Source organism: Chitinophagales bacterium (assembly GCA_017303415.1).
GTDB lineage: Bacteria > Bacteroidota > Bacteroidia > Chitinophagales > Chitinophagaceae > SpSt-398.
This window is the reverse complement of the sequence record JAFLBJ010000001.1, coordinates 1,151,081-1,167,635: the sequence shown is the minus strand read 5'-3', so window position 1 is coordinate 1,167,635 and position 16,555 is coordinate 1,151,081. Positions and strand designations below refer to the sequence as shown.

Genomic DNA, 16,555 nt, shown 5'->3' with positions numbered 1-16,555 from the left:
AGGTGTACACACTAAACGCCGCCAGGGCGGTAAGTAATAAATTACCCAGAGACCGTATGGTAGATGGCTGTGCCAGCAGAATTATTTAGGCCGCTTAATTTTTAGAAAGCACTTCAAAAACCTCTGTCAGGTTATTGACAATATGCGTGGGGGAATAAGGGGCCAATTCCTCCATAGTGCCGGAGCCCGTTGTCACCGAAATGATATAAAAACAACCAGCCGCACGGCCTTCTTCAATATCTACCGTGGTATCTCCCACCTTGGCAACCATCATTGGGTCGTCAATACCTGCACGGTGCATCAGTTGTTCGATCATGAGAGGGGAAGGCCGGCCATCTTTTACTTCATCACTGGCGATCAGGTCATCGATCAAACCGCGTTCCATCCATTGAAAACGGTTCACAATGGTTTCCGCAATAATGCGAGGGAAGCCTGTATTCAGGGCGATCCTTACACCCTTCTCTTTGAGTGACTGAAAAACCTCTTCTGTATCTGCAAAGGGTTTGACCGATGGATCATACTCATAATAATCGATCATCTCATTCACAAAATCCGCATGGATCCTTTGAATATCGTCGGCCGTATAGCGGGCACCTAACTGTTCAAGCATCATTTGCACGGCAACCACTTTCTTTACCCCCATATAGGGATGGGTGTCCTCCAGACTGATTTCAAATCCATTTTTTACAAAAGCATTCCGGAAAGCAGTGGCAACGGATCCGTCATCACGGACGGTGGTACCAGCGATATCGAAGACAACGAGCTTTACTGCCATGATTCTATTTAGTTTATGATTCCTGCAGCGCGCTGCGGGAAACCTATGAATGACCTTCCATTTATTACTTTGCTAACACAGACCTAAAAGGTTCCATCACAGGGTGTTTGGGTTTAAAATCATAACCCAGTACCGCCGCAATGGTGGTGGCCACCTGCCGCTGATACCACTGCCCTTCTTCCTTCATTTCACCCAAAGGCCTTGTATCCGGTCCGATTGCAGCAAACCAGATCTCACTGGCATCAGGTACTTTCTCCCCATGACTTGTCCATTGCTTTTTTTCTTTATCCCCTCTTCCATGGTCCGTGGTAATTAGCAGTGTGGTCTTGTCCTTGTACTGAGGTTGTGATTGCAGATAATTCCATATGTCCCCGATCCATTTATCCGTCATATACCCGCTGTATAGATATTCATCATATTTACCCGAGTGTGCATAGTCATCTGTTTCATCAAACCCGATATACAATAATCTCGGTTTAAAGGTCTCAAGGTATTTTTTGGCAAACGTATAGGTCAGAAAATCGGGTCTGACACCATCTCCAAGCGGTTGAGGTGAAAGAAACTGGGCTTCATCAAGCATCCTGAATTCGGGTGTATTCAATCCGGTTTTATCAAACCCGGAACTTACCAGAAAACCACTCCGGGGTTCATTCAATATCGCGTCAAAGCAATCCCAGGAGGTAAAGGCCGCGATCTTGCCTTTAAAATCCTTCTGCCGGTGTAAGTACTCCAGAACATTCTCGTTTTTATTAAGCCTTTTATCATTAGAATTTACACTGTCGTCCGGGAAGCCGGTAAATATCTCATTATAGCCAGGATAAGAGAACCAATACGGATTGGCATTATTCACCTTATTACCCATCCAACGGTTTCCATAGATCTGCCCTTGTTTGGCAATAGTACCCCACATGAAAGGCATGAATTTCATTCGCCGTTCACTTGGTTCGTTTGCCCAGAACTTTTTCTTCAGTTCTCTGGCGTTGTGGACATAAGTATCATCATTGATCAATTGACTGTCAGCTCCGGCAAATAATTCCTGCCAACGAAGCCCATCCAGCGTAATGACTACAACGTTTTCTGTCTTTGTTTGGGCATTACCGCTCAATACCAGGAAAAAAAAGACCTGAAGGAGATACACCTTTTTCATATTCGTATTTGTTTCAGAGGTTATTTTATTTGTTTGTTTTTAGAATAATAAGGACCAAATACAGCCTTCACCACCATGTCGGCCCGACTATCATCCAATATGATCACCAAGTATTTTTTACCTTCAGGAAATACCCGTACCACAATATGTCCTTGCTGGCTGCGGTAGGCACGATCGATCAGAGGGCCGATCACATTTTTGTTGGCCTCAAGCATATTTGTGGCAAAGAGGTCACGCTTTCCCGGATAAAGGTGAGGTGATGTTGCCCGGATCAAGACCTCATGACCAGGGTGATCAGAGGACCATACCTGTTCAATCCAGACTGTTGGCCTGAATGTCCTGACCTGAAATTCATTAACCGCATCGCGGTTACCATGGTGATCCATGGTAGCTATATCCACCTCTCCAATTGCTTTTGCCATTGGGGTTTCTACATCCCGCCAGGGTTTATCCCCGGCAAATACATTACCCGGATTATCTCCTCCTGTATAATAAATAAATGGACCATAATGAATGGTGAGTGCCAGGCTAAGGCTGTTTTCATCCGGCCAGGTTGTACGGTCAGTGGCATTGTATTGGGGAAAAACATTCTGTACACTGCTGTCTTTCCCCGACCATATAAATTGATTGGATTTTACATTTTGTACAAAAAAGCCTGGAAAGGAGGCTGGATCATGTTTCATCGAAATCTGTGTTTTACTTCCAGCCCGAAAAGAGTCAATTTTGAAACCCTTTTCTATCTGGTATTGAAGAAAAGAGAAATAGTTCTTCATGGTTTCACCAAATTCAATCTCACCCCCGCCATATTGTGTGGATTGTAATTTCATATCATAAGGGTATCCATAGTGTGGGTAGCCTCGGTCAATTAAATTGTGAACAGGAACTCGTTCGCCCACGCCTGTAATCCCCGTTAGACCAAATTTTCCTGTACCTGACAGGGGTGCCCCAGGATACATGGCACCAAAATGATCATCGTGAAAATGGGTCAATAAGGCATAGTCTATCCCTGTTGTCCCGATATCCGGTTTCACAGTCCGGATATAGTGTACGATCCAATCAAACGGCTTCTCGGAATAATCGGGTTTGATGCTGGCATTTCGAGGGGAAAAAATACGGGGCTCAAGCGGAGAAATCTCTCCGGCATCGATCAAAAATGTGGTACCATCGGGAAACTGCAGAAAACTGGCATTTCCCCTTCCTGTATTGATGTGGTGAATATCCAAATAACCCCGTTCCCAATTGGGTAGAGGTTTGCCCAGGTTAATGTCCTGTGACCAAAGTGCGGCCACCTGAACCTGTATAAATAAAAGGGTTAAAAAAAAGAAGCGCATAGAAAAATAAATAGGGGTGAAACATGACGTTCCACCCCGTGTACATGAGAATGAAGAAACTACTGCTTATGCGTAAATGAAAAGAACTACTTCATCATTCAGACCTATTGGAAAATCCAGGGTCTGGTGTTCAGGTCATCTGTACCCTGACGGGATACAGCTGCCGCGCGGTTAGTGCCATTCAATGATTGCTCCGACTGAGGATAGATATACCGTACAGGCACTTTATTATTGTTCAGGTTGGCCGGACCAGGAATGATCTCGGGCATGCCCGTTCTCTTCCAGTCGTACCAGGCTTCGAGTCCGTTAAAGTATAGAGCGATCCATTTTTGCAAAGCGATCTTAGCCAGTTTCTCGGCATCTGTACCTGTAAAAGCCACGCCCGATTGGGTGAGGTATCCTGCCGGCATGTTTACATTCAAACCATAGGCGGCGGGTACCACGGATTGCCAGTATGCAAAGTTGGCATTGATCCCGTTCAGGTAATAGGTTTCTGCATCACCGGTGGTGATCATTCCTTTCTGACGCGCTTCAGCAAGAATGAACTGAAGTTCGGCATAGGTCATCAGCAAAGCGCGAGGGGCTGCGGGATCAGGAGGCGCTTGCCCATTGTCGTTGCATACCAGACAGGCAAACGTATAGCCTACACGCGATACGCCTTGTACCCCTCCATTGTATGCCAGGGCATCTACATCACTGAGACCGTTGGGTACACCCAGGATCTGAGGAGTACCATTCGCCACAGAGGTTTGTGTGGGGCGGCCAAAAACATTGATCCGTGTATCTCCCAAAGCAGTAAGCCGATCAGTCAATGTCTTACTTACGCGAAACTCATCAAAAGAACCAACGCGCGTGCCATACAAAGGCCACTGGTTTGGCGCTGCTGCCAAGTACTTGAGTTCAGCATTATCAGCATTCCCGGTAAAAATGGGGTTATTGGTTGGGTCGCTCAGAATCGCTTGCATATCTGCATTCACGTTCTTCTTTTTCGACAAACGCATCAGGTAACGGAGGCGAAGGGAATTGGCGAGTTTTCTCCATTTGATCAGCGCAGAGGAACCACCACCGTAGATCAGATCGCCGTTGAAAGACCCGATGGCTGTTGCCAATGATTCATTGGCTTTCTTCAGATCAGCGAGGATGCCGGTGTAAATATCTTCCTGTTTATCATAAACCGGTTGATACAACCCTTCGGTCTTGGCCTTACCAGCTTCTGAATAGGGAATATCTCCATAAGCATCCGTGGCGAGTGAAAACATCCAGGATTTGAGGATCAGGGACACTCCGTAATAGGGATTTGATTCATCTCCCCCGACTTTGGTCAGGATGTTCTGCAGGTTACGATAGTTACCATAAACATTGTTCCAGATACCATTTTGTTCATTCCAGCCATAGCGGTCTTCGTTTACAAACTGGATCTTGGCATGATGCTGAACCACGATGTTTCCGATACCCCAGGCTTCGCTTACCTGTTGGTTCATGGTGCTGCGAATGATTCCACTCAGCAACAGATCGGGTGTTACATCGATCGGGTTATTCAGGTTTGTATTGACCTCTTCAAAGTCTTTGGTACACCCGATGCCAACTACAAGGGCCAGTACCGGGATCCATATTTTTGACAGTTTCATGTGCCTGTTTTATTTGGTGTTAGTGAATTAGAGTTTGAAGCTGAGGTTAAATCCATAACTGCGGGTGGTAGGGATACTCATGTACTCGATACCAGGAAGCGCTGTGCCCCCAGAGTAGGACATGTTCTCGGGATCCACGTGGGGCACTTTATCCCACAGCAGGAGGTTACGTCCTACCAGCGATACGGTTACTCCACGGAAAGGAAGTTTACCAAATAGCTTATCAGGAAGCGAGTAACCGATCTGCAACTCGCGGAGCTTAACAAAAGAAGCATCATACATGACTCCCTCTGCAACACCGCGTCCACCAGTCCAGGCCGTATGCCATTCGCGGGCGGTAACCTTGGTTGTATTCGGACTGATAGTGCCGGTTGTACCTCCGGAGAAAACAACACCCTGTCCGATCACGCCATTTCCGGGTTTGCTCAGGTCATATCCATCGGCCCTTCCTTCAAGCGTTTCCACAATGATTCCTCCTTCACGGCCTACGGTCTGCGTTTCAGAATAGATCTCCCCACCCTGACGGATATCAAAGAGGAAGGATAAGCGGATGCCTTTATAGTTCAGGCTGTTTCCAATACCCATCATCCAATCCGGATTGTAGTTCCCTAATTTGATGCGGTTGGTTGTATAAATGGGACGTCCGTTGCTTCCAAATACCATTTGCCCGGTGTATTGTCCACTGGCATCATAGTAGGGTTTGGTAGGATCGGAGCTCTGTACTCTTGCAAAACCGATACCGTACATATCACCCATACGTTCCCCTACGCGGGCTTCCACACTTACCCGACGACTGGCCATTACATAGTTGGTCAACCCATCACTCAATTCGATAACAGTACTGCGGTTGGTGGAGAAGTTGATGTAGGCATCCCAGGTCAGGTTCTTTCCTTTCAGGATAGATCCAGTCAACATAGCTTCAAATCCATAGTTCTTGATCAAACCGGCGTTGATCTTACGGGTATCATATCCACTGGTGTTAGACAGGGGGATATTCAGGATCTGGTTTTTGGTACGGCTTTGATAATAGGTCAGATCCAATCCGATGCGGTTTTTGAATAACCGGATATCCGTACCAAACTCGTAGGCAGAGCTGATCTCGGGTTTCAGGTTCAGGTTGGCGAGGCTGCTGGTCTCACTATACACCTGGTAAGCACCAAAGGGATCGCTTCTGTTGTAGGTTTGGGTAAAGGCAAAAGGATCCGTATCGTTACCCACTTGTGCGAGGCTGGCGCGAAGTTTCAGGAAACTAAACACTTCGGGCAGTTCCACCATATCGCTGATGATGGCGCTCAAAGCCGCGGAAGAATAGAAATAGGAATTATCCTCTGTTCCAAAGGCTTTGAGGTTTTCAGGGAGGGTCAGGGCGCTGCTCCAGTCGTTACGACCGGTCAGGTCCAGAAATATTTTGTTCTTGTACGAGAAGCCAACAGAACCATACAAGCTGTTGATGCGCTTGGCCACATTGCTTTGTTCAACCACCAGGGCGATACGGGAGTTGTTCAGGCTGTAGATACCGGGGATATTTAATTGCCCGGCTACATCCTCTTTAAAGCGAGAGGTCTGGCGCATTTGGTTACCACCGAGGCTGGCACTAAAGGCGAGATCGGATGTGATCTCCTTATTGGCAGTGAACAGGAAGTCGGTATTTCTTTCTTCATTTACGATACCTGTTTCCCTGTACTGACCAAAGGGAAAACGCTGGGTACTGAAGGCCCGGCGGTATTCCCGGCGTTCATTACTCCAATCGGTAGCCGTACGTACCTGCAGACTCAGCCAGTTGGTGAAATCATACTTGAGGATGATATTGCCAATGATGCGATCATAGTACTGACCATTGGTATTTTCCATTACGGTCAGATACGGATTATCATGATAGTTATAGTTCCAGCTATACTGCTTTTGGTTCTCCAGACCAGGTTGCCACAAACGTTTCATATCGCTCACTTTTACAGAAGCAGGTAACCAGCAGTTGAACAAGTACATGATGCTTTCTGTACCGTAGCTGATAGACGGACGGTTATCGCTTTCGCTTTTAATATAGCTTACGAAAGATTTCACCGATAACTTCTTGCTCAGGTTATAACCGGCAGACAGAGAGAGGGTATTTCTTTTGAGATCGGTATTGGGTACGATCCCTTTTTGATCGAGATTGGTATAGCTCAGGCGAAAATCTCCGTTCTCATTGCCACCCACCATGGCTACGTTGTTGGTAAACGTGGTTCCGGTTTCCAGGAAATTCTTCAAATTATCTTTGTCAGCTACCCAGGGTGTGGAAGTGATCACGCTACCGGCAGGTGCGTTCAGGTCACCGCCGGTAAAATTGATCAATTGGCCATTCAGGGTGCGGGGTGAATTGTATTGAGGGAAATTAAAATTACCCGAGAATGCAGGGCCCCATCCTTCATCGGTACCATCGGCCAAACCGCCACCACCACCATTGACAAAAGCAAAAGCACCACCACTTCCGTTTCCTTGTCCGTAAACGGTCTGATATTCGGGAAGTTTGAGTGCAGACTCCAATGTTACGTTACTGTTCACTTCAAGACCGATCCCTTTTCCGCGACGTCCACTCTTGGTCTTGATAAGGATAACCCCATTGGCTGCGCGTGAACCATACAGGGCCGAAGCGGCAGCTCCTTTTAATACACTCATGGATTCAATGTCATCTGGATTGAGAAATCCGGCGCCATTTCCAAAATCCACTTCCAGGTTACCCCGGCCAGATGCTCCTGTGATGGCATTGCTAACGGGAACTCCATCCACTACATATAAAGGTTGGTTTTTATTGAGGTCAACCGAACGCTCACCACGAATGGAAACACGGGAAGAACCACCAATACCGGATGGGCTGCCTACTACGGTCACACCAGCCACTTTGCCCGCCAGTTGGTTAACGACATTTGATTCACGGGCCACGGTAAACTCTTCACCTTTTAATTCCTGAATGGCATACCCTAGTTTCTTTTTCTCCTTGCGGATACCCAGGGCAGTGACAACTACCTCCGACATACTCTTACTGTCGGGATAAAGTATCACGGAACTTGATTGATTGCCTTTTACTTCGAGTTGACCGTATCCCACAAACGAGATCACTAATACATCGGAGGAAGAGGCATTGAGGCTGAAATTGCCTTCATTGTCCGTGGAGGTGGATTGTTTTGTTCCTTTTACGGTAACACTGGCCCCGCTTAATGGCTGGCCGTTTTCATTGAGTACTTTCCCTGAAAGTACATTTTGGGCCTGTACCAGTGTAGCCATGCTTAAACAAACCAGCAAGGCGGATAACTGGCGGAGCCAATTCATTTTTTCTCTCATAGTTTTCCCGGTTTTGATTGTAATTGTTTTTTTTAACCCGGCGCAAAACTATCCGTGTCATATGAAGCCAGGATTAGCTTCAGGTTAAGCAACTCTTAACAATTTCAATTCACAATTACTTAATCATTCGATAACAGTAAAGACATATCTCTTCCGGAGCTTTGCAAAACTCCTATTCCCATGGAAAGAAGATTGGTTGATGTGGTTGTGCTGTCTGACCTTCATCTAGGAACATATGGAAGCCGGGCCAAAGAGATCCTCACTTATTTAAAGAGTATCAGCCCCCGTATCCTGATTCTGAATGGAGATATCCTGGATATCTGGCAAATTTCAAAGCGATACTTTCCCCCTTCTCACGCCGCCGTTTTGAAAGAAGTGATCAGCATGCTTACGAAAGGAACCAAGGTGGTGTACATTACCGGAAACCATGATGAATTATTGCGTAAGTATACTGATATGAACATGGGGAATTTTCAACTGACAGATAAACTCATCATTGAGATCGACAATAAGATGACCTGGATCTTTCATGGAGATGTGTTTGATAATACCACCAAGGGTGCTGCCAAGCTGTGGGCAAAGATGGGGAGCAATGGATACGCCGCCCTGTTGCTATTTAATAAAGCGATCAATTATTGTTTTAAACTGATTGGTCGTGAGCGGGTGTCTTTATCAAAAAAAGTTATGGCGAGTGTGAATAAAGCCGTGATCCGGATCAATGATTTTGAAACGACCGCCGCGGAGATCGCCATCCGAAAAAAATATGATTATGTGATCTGTGGGCATATCCATCAGCCCCAGAAAAGGGTGGTGAAAAACGAGGAAGGAAGTGTGGTGTACCTGAACAGTGGTGATTGGGTAGAACACCTGACCTCCTTAGAATATTATAATAATGACTGGCATATTTATACCTACGACGAAAAAGTGATGAATACGGTGCAGGTGCGCGATATCGAGGCCCGAAAGGAAACCGATGTTGTTACTGCAGAAATAGCCTTGTATTTACACTCCTTAGCAATGTAAACATGAAGATCTTATACGCTGTTCAAGCTACCGGAAACGGCCATATCAGCAGGGCCATGGAATTGCTTCCCCACCTTAGCCAGAAAGGGGAAGTGGATATTTTTCTCAGTGGGAGTAACAGCACCCTGGCCATTGATGCGCCGGTGAAATTCCGTAGCCAGGGATTAAGCCTTTTTTATAAATGCGATGGGGGACTGGATTATTGGAAAATGACCAGGGCCTATTCACCGCTGCGGCTGAAAAAAGAGATCAATGAACTCCCGGTGGAGAAATATGATCTGGTGCTGAACGATTTTGACCATATAACTTCCGCTGCCTGTGCCAAAAAAGGAGTTCCCTCGGTCAACTTTGGACACCAGGCCAGCTTTGTATCAGAGAAAACACCAAGGCCTTCCATCAAGAGCCGTATTGGTGAATGGATCCTCCTTAACTATGCAAGAGCCACCCGGCAGGCAGGACTTCATTTTGAGCGGTATGATGAATTCATTTTCACCCCGGTGATCAAGCAAATGATTCTGGATGCCCAGCCTACAGACGGTGGATATGTAACGGTCTACCTTCCTGCCTACTGCGAACCACAACTTAAAAGCTTGTTCAATAAACTTCCCGATTTCCGATTTGAGATCTTCTCCAGAGAAACCAAGTCCGACCGGACCGAAGGGCATATAACCTGGAAACCGGTAAATAAACAACTGTTCAATGAAAGCCTGATCCATTGTACCGGTATCATCACCGGAGGAGGCTTTGAAACCCCTGCCGAAGCCCTTCACCTCGGCAAAAAGATCCTCTCGATTCCCATCCGGGGGCAATATGAACAGCAATGCAATGCCGCCGCACTACGGAAAATGGGTATCACCACCCTGGAAAGACTCGACGAACTCTTTCCCGAAGAGTTCTACAACTGGATCTATTGCAAAAAAGCCCTTAAAAAGGATTATAGCCGTTCTGTGCCGGATCTTCTTCACCATGTTTTTGGTTGATGAAATCCCTCTTTACGCCGTTGTTGGTGTTTCCCGACAAGTATCAGAATATTTAAGAGGTAAGACTAAAAGGGAACACCAACAACCAATATCATTGGTGTTTTACCCGCGCCGTTGTTGGTGTTTCCCGACTAGTATCAGAATATTTAAGAGGTAAGACTAAAAGGGAGCACCAACAACCTATATCGTTGGTGCTTCCTGCATGTCCTCCTTTCACTCAGTATAATGAGTTAAAAAACCCCAATTATCCAAGCCAGTTTCATAAAAAGAAGCTGAAGAATACTTATACTCTTCCGGCGTAGAAGAAAGAAACGCTTTTACAGGATTCCAATGAATATATTCCAATTTCTGAAAAAACACAGCACGCGATCTTAATTCAACACTTAAAGATCCTCTCTTCCAAAATTGATAGTGGCGATCGGATGAGCAAACAAGGAACCGATCCAACACCTGTGGATGGCTTCTTCGCAGGTCTGCCTTTATTTTTTGAGCCGTGTACTTTAGAAAATCTCTTTTTACGTCAGACTGTTTAAAATCAGGTTCAACTTGCCAAATAAGATGGATGTGATTAGACATTATTACAAATCCAAAAATCCGAACCCTTCTGGATTTAACAAGAAATCGGAGGCTAGCAATTACAATATCCTTGTATTTATCCTGCTTCAACAACCTCTTCCAATCTAAAATTGTTGCAGTATAAAACTGAGGCCATTCCGTTATAATCTTCTTCATTTAAAAATAACGGGATATGAATTTTTGTATGTTAAATAAATCATCAAAAATTTTAGGTATTTTAAACAGAATGGCTCGTTGTTTTAACAATTCTGCTTATAAGGTAACCTCGGCTATTCCGTTCCTAACAATTTTCAGAATAATTCTGAAATAGGACTAAAAGGGAACACCAACAACCTATATCGTTGGTGTTTCCTGCCCGTCCTTATTTCAACCCGTTAAAATACCTGCCGGAAAACACCAACGATGGCGGGAATTTGGACCCCAAACCAGAAGGCCAAAAACTTAATATTACTTAATTGTTAAGTTTTTGTAACTTTAATGTTAACCATCGGCCCCTTGAAAAAGCTCCTGGCCATATCGATCCTATGGGTTTGCGCCCTTTCTCTTCAGGCTCAAACTGAACCTCTCCGCTTTGATTTTCTTGGCGAAAAGATTGAATTTCAAGCAGATTCCTCCTTATTTGTAAACTGGGAAGGGCCTCTAACCGCATCCGGAATCCGGGACTTTTATGCTAAAATCAACCAATCATCCTATGCCGGATTGATCGAAAACCTGGTTGCTACCCGGGATAAGTACAAACTGGATGACTGGCTTTTTTACCAACTCATTCGCAGGACCGCACAGGGAATCAGTCCCAAATACGGTAATTACGCCCGTTATACTCTCTACAAATGGTTCTTCCTGGTCAAATCAGGTTATAATTCCATCGTTACCGTGGATGGGGAGCGCATCCTCTTCTACATTCAAACGGACGAAAACGTGTACAATATCCCTTATCGGGTCAAGGAGGGAAAACAGTATGTATGCCTGAACTACCATGATTATGGGCAGATCGATTTTACAAAAACGCAATTTTCAGAAGTTGAACTTCCAGTAGCAAATGCCAACCGCGGTTTTACCTATAAAGTCACCCACATGCCCGATCTCGGGCCGGCCACCTATCAGGAAAAAGACATTGCCTTTAATTATTATGAAGAGGGGTATCATTTTAAGATAAAATTGAGCACTGGTGTAAAGGCCCTGTTTACCAATTATCCGGTAGTGGATTATGGCTCCTACTTCAATACTCCTTTAAGCGGACCTACCTATACATCCCTGATACCGGAACTTAAAAAAAGGGTCAAGGGGTTAAACAAGAAAAAAGGAGTTGAGTTTCTGATGAATTTCACCCGATACGCTTTCTTATATGAACCGGATATCAATATCTATGGTGGTGAAAAAAGACTGACCCCCGAACAAACACTACTTTCGGATCAAAGCGATTGCGATGACCGGGCTGCCCTCTTTTTCTATCTCATTAAAGAAATCTATGACCTGCCCATGCTGGTGATCTCCTATCCCACCCATGTAACAATTGCCGTTGCTTTTGACAAACCGATTGGCCAGAACCAGATCGACTATGCTGGAAGAAAATATTCCATCTGCGAACCCACACCGCAAAAAACCGATTTGAAGATCGGACAGCTCCCCCCTCAATTTGTGAAAGCACAATACGAAATAGCGTATGCCTATATGCCAGCGAGGGAAAAATAGAGCGGTCTTACATTTTTATACGATTAACGCTAGAATACCAGTTTCCAAACCTGGTCGTAGTACCCATTTCCCCCCGCCAGGGCACCAACCACATAAATTTCGTTATTGACTGATATAACTAATGAAGGAGTGATCGCCTGATCCAGCACGCCGATCGACCAGGTATCATTGACCACATCATAAATATCGAACCTGTCTTTCGCGGTTCCATTCCACACAAAGAACACCAATCGTTCATTTAACTTTCCCAGGCTTTGATAGGAAAATGAATTGGGTTGAAATAAACAGGAAAAAGATGTAGACTGCGTATTTACATCCAACATTTCTACTTTATTGGTAACTCCCCCAGCCGTAGTACCACCTGCCCACATCACCTTCCCTCGCAATCCGACACTGACCATTCCGTATTTTGGTTCGCTCATAGCTGAAACCGACCAGGAGCCCGAGGAAGGATCAAAAATATCTATTTGAGCAAATGGATTTGTTCCTGAAATTGTTGATGCACCTCCGGAAAAATATAATTTACCCTGCACGTTGGCTGTAGCGATCAGATACCTTGGTTGACTTAATGTCTTAGCTGTCCAGGCATTGGCATTTATATCATAAATATCGATGGCGCTGCCACCTGCAAAGAACAATTTTGATCCAAATGCAATGGAACTGAAATGACCGGCACGGGGCATTTCCATGGTTGACCAGAGTCCGGTCAAATTATCATACACATCTATCCGCTTGGTTTGGCTGACTGTAGTGCCAGCTTGTGTTTGGATGGCTGTACCTCCGGCAAAATACACACGGTTGCCTGAAGTCACAGCCGTGAGACCCCAACGGGGCTGACTAAGTTCTGTTGTTGACCAACTGTTGGTCGAAATATCGTAAATATCTACCCGGGAGGAAAAATTGGGACCTGGGCTTAGAGGAGGAAATCTGCCACCAGCAAAAAATATCTTTGTTCCAACCGTGGCCACCGCACCAACATGGCGTTGTTGAGATAAAGTACCGACAGGTACCAATTGCGCGGGTATCTGTTGGCGGTTACCGGATACAACATTGACCAACACCGTATCCTTATCCGTTCCACCATCATTGTCCCTTACCTCCAATTGAAACTTATAGACCCCGGATGCAAGACCACTTACGGTCGTAGTGGATGTGACAGGATTGGTCATATTGACCAGTGAGTTGGCAGGACTTATTAAGGTCCACTGATAGGCAACGATCGTTCCATCCGGGTCAAAGGAAGCTGTTCCATCCAACGTAATAAAGGAGGGATCCATACTACAGGTTTGCAAATTGTATTGTATGGACTGATCCGTACCTGCATCAGCTACAGGAGGCACTCCGGGTGGATTTGAAACCGTTACTTTTATCGTGTCTTTTGAGAACAATCCTCCGGCATCCGTTACCACCAATTCAAACAGATACTCCCCTATCACGAGGTTTCCGGCTTCAGTTTGTACGTTCACCGGATCGGATATAGTCACGATCGAAGGACCCGCGATTTTTGTCCAGGCATACCCCGCAATATTATTATCCGGATCCCAGGATGCAGAACCATTTAAGGAAACAGTATTCGTCGGGGTTATAATATTGATATCTGCACCCGCAACTGCCACGGGGGGATGATTGGTAGCTATTTCTTCCACCAAAACCTGTATCGTGTCTTTGTCAATTTGTCCTTCGTTGTCCTCTACTTCCAGTTCAAAATTATAACTGCCAATCAGGAGCCCACGCACCCGGGTGGTGGATTGCGCATCGGTTTGTATGGAATAGGATGCAGGACCTGAGACCTTCGTCCATTTAAACCGTATGATCTGGCCATCCGGATCGGTCGATGCCCGACCATCCAATAGTATACTGTCCTGCGGTAAGCTGATTGCCAGATCGTGCCCTGCATTGGCCACGGGTGGCAGGTTACCTACCTTACAGTCTTCGCATGACAATTCCCGCTCACAAGCCGTGAGAAATAAATAACTGGTAATCAAAATAAGGGCAACCGACAGAATCGGTCTTTGGTGGGAACTGGTCAGCATCCGCTGCTAAAATAGAATATTTGCCGGGCTAAAAAAGAATTCAGTTTCGGGGGCGGTCAATTCTCGGGCGCGGGCTCTTTTGCCCCTTTTTTCCACTCTTCCAATATCTTTTTCACTTCTTCCTTCAGGGGAACATAGAACTTTTCACCCGTGCGAATAAAATAAAGCCGGGAGCAATCCTCCACTGTGCTGAAGTAAACGGTATAAGCTTCTTCTTTCCCCCTGTAAAAAAAGATCTTGCCTTCAGTGGCGCAATCTGATTTCATGGGTTTGGCAGCCTGGTTGACATTGCTCGAGATCAGGCGCAACTGAACCGTATCGGTGGATTTGGAAAATGTATAGAAACGGGGATTACCAGGTGTAGTATAATAGAGAACAGCCGCTGAATCAGCAGTTGAAATTTCAGGCATGAGAGCGGGGGTGCCTTTACTCCCACACCCAGTTACCAGGATTTGGAGGATGAAAAGGATTGATCTCACGGGGAATTTAAACCGACTAGTATTCCTCCATGAAAAAGCCGGGATGATATTTTTTGAACTTCTTTTCATTTGAAAAATTGTAGTTCAAAATAAACCATCCCGGCCTAATCTATCAAAAATAAATCTCATCAATCCAAATTACTCCACACAAATCCTAAACATCCGCACAATCCCAAAATCCTGGTCTTAGTTGTACACTTTATTCTGCGGATCCCATTCCGTCCAGCCAGTCGCCCAGTTGGTTGTACCAAAGGCACCGATAAATGTACCGCTGGTAAAGAAGGAGTTCATTCCAGAATAGCTTGCGCCAGTAAGTGCGGGCGAGCCGGTTTTAGGTAAAAAGTTGGGGCTGGTGCTATAGAAAGGGCTTTCCAGTTGAATGGAAGCGGCATCCGCATAGGTGATACAACCTTCGCTCTCTGCCTTGGTTTGTAACTGGGCGTTGGTAGCGATGGCTGCATTACCTGATTTATACGGTGTGCTGTTGGCATGCACCAGGTTATTTTTGAATTCAGAAAGGTTGTTAATATAGTAGTCGTTAATGGTTGCATCAGACTCCAGAGAGAAACCGGCATCGGGGTGACCCATCAGGATGGAGTTACGCAGGATGAACTGCGTGGCCCGGCGCCAGCGGTTGGAGAAGTTGTGGTTGGCTGCAGTACCAGCGGCATTATTGGGGCCAACAAAGGTAAAGTTGCTCAACTGGGGTTTGGTCTTCGGGGTAGCAGCTGTACCAGAACCGTCATTATCGCACTCAATGGCATTACCTGCATCACCTGCATCAACGAAGTCAGGCTTACGGCAGGAAACACCGTACTGGATCTTTCCTGTATAACCAAAGTCAAAGTCAAAATCATCATCGGCAGTGGCAAAAGCGATCAGTCGTTTCGCATTCACCGTGCCACCAAAGAATTCGTAGGCATCATCATTCCCAAAGGAGACCATTACATTTTCAATGATGGTACCGGAACCAACACCACCACAGGTCAACCCATTGATCTCAGATCCGGGTTCGGCGGCGATACCGGCAAACTCGATACGTACATAGCGGAGGATACCACTTTCATCCAGCGGATCAGTTCCACCATATTGACGGGCAACACCTCCTTCGATCGTTGGAGCCGGGTCAAGAGGACGGTTAGTGGGTGCTTTACCCAGCAGGATGATACCACCCCAGTCACCAGGCGCACGTGAACCAGCCGCTTTACCACTGGTAAAAACAATCGGATTGGCAGCTGTACCATCAGCAATCAGCTTGGCGCCGCGCTCGATGATCAAAGCCCCTTTCTCGGTAATATCACTTTTCACAACACAACCAGATTCAAAGGTCAGGGTAGCGCCTTCAGTAACATATACATATCCTTTCAGGATATAGGTACCACGGGCATAAAACCGGCTGGTAGTAACTTTTCCGGTAATGACATTGCTGGTGGAATCAACCGGAGCCGTTACCTCGGTCTCATCAAAATTCACCTTTACGCAGGATGTAACGCTTACTACAGTGGTAAGTACAAACGCTGCCAGGAGGAATTGCTTCATACAAGTTTGATTTTGCTTCTGAATAGCTATCAGC

The 16,555-nt window shown here is 45.8% G+C and carries 12 protein-coding genes; 3 read left to right on the top strand and 9 right to left on the bottom strand.

Annotated features, from left to right (window positions below):
- Positions 1–94 precede the first annotated feature (94 nt).
- From J0M30_05145 to J0M30_05125, 5 genes are all read right to left on the bottom strand, one after another.
- Positions 95–775 (bottom strand): HAD hydrolase-like protein, encoded by a 681-nt coding sequence (locus tag J0M30_05145; GenBank protein MBN8666870.1) that lies wholly within the window; start codon positions 773–775, stop codon positions 95–97.
- 64 nt (positions 776–839) lie between these two features.
- On the bottom strand, positions 840–1,922 hold the full coding sequence (locus J0M30_05140; protein ID MBN8666869.1) for an alkaline phosphatase family protein: 1,083 nt from the start codon (positions 1,920–1,922) through the stop codon (positions 840–842).
- Positions 1,923–1,942: 20 nt separating this feature from the next.
- Positions 1,943–3,253, bottom strand: coding sequence for a hypothetical protein (locus tag J0M30_05135; GenBank protein MBN8666868.1), 1,311 nt, complete (start codon positions 3,251–3,253; stop codon positions 1,943–1,945).
- A gap of 104 nt (positions 3,254–3,357) precedes the next feature.
- Positions 3,358–4,881, bottom strand: coding sequence for a SusD/RagB family nutrient-binding outer membrane lipoprotein (locus tag J0M30_05130; protein MBN8666867.1), 1,524 nt, complete (start codon positions 4,879–4,881; stop codon positions 3,358–3,360).
- A gap of 27 nt (positions 4,882–4,908) precedes the next feature.
- Positions 4,909–8,199: a SusC/RagA family TonB-linked outer membrane protein gene (locus J0M30_05125; protein MBN8666866.1), complete on the bottom strand. Its 3,291-nt coding sequence runs from the start codon at positions 8,197–8,199 to the stop codon at positions 4,909–4,911.
- Between the two features lie 180 nt (positions 8,200–8,379).
- On the opposite strand from J0M30_05125, the gene J0M30_05120 reads away from it, so the two are divergent.
- Positions 8,380–9,222: a UDP-2,3-diacylglucosamine diphosphatase gene (locus tag J0M30_05120; protein MBN8666865.1), complete on the top strand. Its 843-nt coding sequence runs from the start codon at positions 8,380–8,382 to the stop codon at positions 9,220–9,222.
- A gap of 2 nt (positions 9,223–9,224) precedes the next feature.
- Positions 9,225–10,202: a glycosyl transferase gene (locus tag J0M30_05115; GenBank protein MBN8666864.1), complete on the top strand. Its 978-nt coding sequence runs from the start codon at positions 9,225–9,227 to the stop codon at positions 10,200–10,202.
- Positions 10,203–10,415: 213 nt separating this feature from the next.
- On the opposite strand, the gene J0M30_05110 is transcribed toward J0M30_05115, so the two are convergent.
- On the bottom strand, positions 10,416–10,934 hold the full coding sequence (locus J0M30_05110) for a transposase (protein ID MBN8666863.1): 519 nt from the start codon (positions 10,932–10,934) through the stop codon (positions 10,416–10,418).
- Positions 10,935–11,297: 363 nt separating this feature from the next.
- Between J0M30_05110 and J0M30_05105 the strand changes: the two genes are divergently transcribed.
- Positions 11,298–12,470 (top strand): hypothetical protein, encoded by a 1,173-nt coding sequence (locus J0M30_05105; protein MBN8666862.1) that lies wholly within the window; start codon positions 11,298–11,300, stop codon positions 12,468–12,470.
- Positions 12,471–12,499: 29 nt separating this feature from the next.
- On the opposite strand, the gene J0M30_05100 is transcribed toward J0M30_05105, so the two are convergent.
- The 3 genes from J0M30_05100 to J0M30_05090 all read right to left on the bottom strand — a co-directional run bounded on the left by J0M30_05100 (position 12,500) and on the right by J0M30_05090 (position 16,521).
- The gene (locus J0M30_05100; GenBank protein MBN8666861.1) at positions 12,500–14,503 is read right to left on the bottom strand and encodes a hypothetical protein; all 2,004 of its coding nucleotides are present in this window, start codon (positions 14,501–14,503) and stop codon (positions 12,500–12,502) included.
- Between the two features lie 56 nt (positions 14,504–14,559).
- Positions 14,560–14,913, bottom strand: a complete 354-nt coding sequence (locus J0M30_05095) for a hypothetical protein (protein MBN8666860.1) — start codon at positions 14,911–14,913, stop codon at positions 14,560–14,562.
- A gap of 255 nt (positions 14,914–15,168) precedes the next feature.
- Positions 15,169–16,521: a hypothetical protein gene (locus J0M30_05090; protein ID MBN8666859.1), complete on the bottom strand. Its 1,353-nt coding sequence runs from the start codon at positions 16,519–16,521 to the stop codon at positions 15,169–15,171.
- Between the last annotated feature and the right edge of the window lie 34 nt (positions 16,522–16,555).

Coding starts and splice junctions, on each gene's coding strand:
- J0M30_05145 (MBN8666870.1), bottom strand. CDS start 775: ATGGCAGTAAAGCTCGTTGTCTTCGATATCGCTGGTACCACCGTCCGT.
- J0M30_05140 (MBN8666869.1), bottom strand. CDS start 1,922: ATGAAAAAGGTGTATCTCCTTCAGGTCTTTTTTTTCCTGGTATTGAGC.
- J0M30_05095 (MBN8666860.1), bottom strand. CDS start 14,913: ATGCCTGAAATTTCAACTGCTGATTCAGCGGCTGTTCTCTATTATACT.
- J0M30_05130 (MBN8666867.1), bottom strand. CDS start 4,881: ATGAAACTGTCAAAAATATGGATCCCGGTACTGGCCCTTGTAGTTGGC.
- J0M30_05100 (MBN8666861.1), bottom strand. CDS start 14,503: ATGCTGACCAGTTCCCACCAAAGACCGATTCTGTCGGTTGCCCTTATT.
- J0M30_05110 (MBN8666863.1), bottom strand. CDS start 10,934: ATGAAGAAGATTATAACGGAATGGCCTCAGTTTTATACTGCAACAATT.
- J0M30_05115 (MBN8666864.1), top strand. CDS start 9,225: ATGAAGATCTTATACGCTGTTCAAGCTACCGGAAACGGCCATATCAGC.
- J0M30_05090 (MBN8666859.1), bottom strand. CDS start 16,521: ATGAAGCAATTCCTCCTGGCAGCGTTTGTACTTACCACTGTAGTAAGC.
- J0M30_05135 (MBN8666868.1), bottom strand. CDS start 3,253: ATGCGCTTCTTTTTTTTAACCCTTTTATTTATACAGGTTCAGGTGGCC.
- J0M30_05120 (MBN8666865.1), top strand. CDS start 8,380: ATGGAAAGAAGATTGGTTGATGTGGTTGTGCTGTCTGACCTTCATCTA.
- J0M30_05125 (MBN8666866.1), bottom strand. CDS start 8,199: ATGAGAGAAAAAATGAATTGGCTCCGCCAGTTATCCGCCTTGCTGGTT.